Annotated in this window: 1 protein-coding gene; it reads left to right on the top strand. The window is 65.2% G+C overall.

Annotated features, from left to right (window positions below; genetic code table 11):
• Nucleotides 1-694 precede the first annotated feature (694 nt).
• Nucleotides 695-2,455 (top strand): group II intron reverse transcriptase/maturase, encoded by a 1,761-nt coding sequence (gene ltrA, locus AQJ91_RS48160; RefSeq protein ID WP_067036729.1) that lies wholly within the window; start codon nucleotides 695-697, stop codon nucleotides 2,453-2,455.
• The last annotated feature ends 111 nt before the right edge of the window (nucleotides 2,456-2,566 follow it).

The raw sequence follows: 2,566 nt of genomic DNA, 5'->3' as shown, positions 1-2,566 counted from the left end.
ACTCGCCAAATGAAGCGCTCAGTGTGCGACACGAAGTCGCTCCAGGTAAGTAAGGACAGCCGTATGAAGGGAAGTTGAGGAAGCTGAACTTCGGGCCAGTGTCCAGGGCCCGTCCCCGCGCTCCCATGCGTCGCTGGTAACGGCGGGGTGTGAAGCGGAGCGTTCAAGCCCAAGGGTGTCCCGGCCATCGGGGTGCAACAGGTGAGGGGAAGGCTGGACGGGCGAACGAAAGTGAACCCTCGATGATGCCTCGTGACTTTAAGACCGCGTCGATGGCGTGTTGGCGGCGGTCACAGGACCCGGTGCTGAAAGGCGCCAAGCGACCTTCGGGTAACTGAGCCCGGAGGGAGGACACCGCTGGTCTCGGGGTAGAGGGGGCGCCCACCCCAGCCGCGTCTTACCGGTGCGGAACGTGGAAACCCCGACGGGGTCCAAGCCACCGGCTTGGTAGGCCGACCGCAAGGAAGGCTGAAGTCCCCGGCGGGAGAAGGAAGATCCAAGAAGCGAAGGCCGGCGGGCCGAAAGGCCAGAGGAAGCCGGGAGACTGGGACCTTCACCCGCTCCTGCATAACTCGCCGGATACGGGCCCCGGTGGTCCGGCCCGAAAGGGCGCCCACGTGGATCAGGTGAGCCTTTGAAGTCACCACTGCAAGGACGCTCGAACCAAGGGACAAGTTAGACACCGGAGGCGAACATGGAGATCACGGCACCTGCCGTGACGTCCGCGCCTGCGGTGAACGGACCCGAGGACGACTTACTCGACTGGCACGGCATCGACTGGGCCACCTGCGAGGAGAACGTACGGCGGCTGAGGCAGAGGATCTTCAAGGCAACGCAGGACGGGGACCTCAAGAAGGTCCGCAACTTGCAGAAGCTCATGCTGAGAAGCCGCAGCAACACGCTGGTCAGCGTGAAGCGGGTGACTCAGCAGAGCAGTGGTCGCATGACCGCTGGCATCGACGGGGAACGGGCCCTCACGCCGAAAGCGAGAGGCACCTTGGCGGCCGAGATCCATCGGTCGTTGAATCCGTGGAAGGCCAGGCCGGTCAAGCGAGTGTTCATCCCGAAGAGCAACGGGAAACAGCGACCGCTCGGCATCCCGGTCATCCGTGACCGGGTCCTCCAGGCCCGCGTGAAGAACGCGCTGGAACCCGAGTGGGAAGCGCGGTTCGAGCCGAGGTCTTACGGCTTCCGGCCCGGCCGCAGCTGCCAGGACGCGATATCCGCGATCTTCTGGACGGTGAAGGGCAAGAACCCGAAACGTCTGTGGGTCCTGGACGCGGACCTGTCGGCGGCGTTCGACCGCATCGACCATGACCACCTCATGACCATGCTCGGCCAGTTCCCCGCCAGGGACCTGATCTGCGGCTGGCTGAAGGCGGGCGTAATCGACCGCGGCCGGTTCGCACCGACCGAGGAGGGCACTCCTCAAGGCGGCGTGATCAGCCCGCTGTTGCTGAACGTTGCTCTGCACGGACTGGAACAGGCCGCAGGGTGCCAATACACGGTTCGGACCGGGCGCGAGCCCGGCGCGATGCCCGGCACCCCGGTGCTGGTGAGATATGCCGACGACTTCGTCGTGCTCTGCCACGACGAGGAACAGGTGCACCAGGTCAGGGCCCGGCTGGAGGACTGGCTGGAGCCGAGGGGTCTTCGCTTCAACGAGGAGAAGACCCAGGTCGTCCACCTCGATAAGGGGTTCGACTTCCTCGGCTTCACCGTCCGCCGCACGGGCGGAAAGCTGATCATCAAGCCGAGCACAGCGGCTTGCGCGAGGCTCCGGGCGCGCTTACGGACCGAGGTGAAGACCCTGCACGGGTCCAATGCCGAGGCCGTGTTGCGCAGGCTGATCCCGATCGTTCGCGGTTGGGCGGCCTACTACCGGGCGGTGGCATCCACGACGACGTTCTCGTCGCTGGATCACTACATGTGGCGACTGACCTTCAAATGGGCCAGACGTCGTCACCGCAACAAGTCGAGTCACTGGGTCGTGGACCGGTACTTCGGCAGGTTCCACCCGTCCCGGCGAGACCGGTGGGTGTTCGGCGACCGCGACAGCGGCGCCTTCCTCATCAAGTTCGCCTGGACCGGCATCGTCCGCCACCAGCTCATCAAGGGCGGAGCGTCCCCGGACGATCCCGCTCTGACCGAGTACTGGCGGGACCGCCGCCGCAGGAAAGCGCCACCGCCGATGGACAAGACGAGTCTTCTCCTGGCGGTCCGGCAGCAGGGGCTGTGTCCTCTCTGCAAGCAGGCGCTGATCGTCGGAGCCGAGTACGAACCGGACAGCCCACGCGAGTGGATCAACTGGTTCGCGGCCTCGAAGAAGATGCTCCACAAGCATCACTTCACCTACCGGCGAGACGGCGGCACGGACGAGCGGAACAACCTTCGCCTCGTGCACTCCGAATGCCACCGCCAGCATCACGCTGACGACGGCAAAAGGACCACATAACCCTGCTGACCTGCGAAGCCCATGGGGCTTGCTTGAGCCGGATGCGGGGAAAGCTCGCACGTCCGGTTCTGAGGGGGCCGGAGATCAGCAATGGTCTCCGGCTACCCGACC

Origin of the sequence: Streptomyces dysideae, assembly GCF_001514305.1 — a bacterium.
Lineage (GTDB): Bacteria > Actinomycetota > Actinomycetes > Streptomycetales > Streptomycetaceae > Streptomyces > Streptomyces dysideae.
The sequence above is the reverse complement of the archived record's forward strand: the minus strand, read 5'-3'. Positions and strand labels throughout refer to the sequence as shown.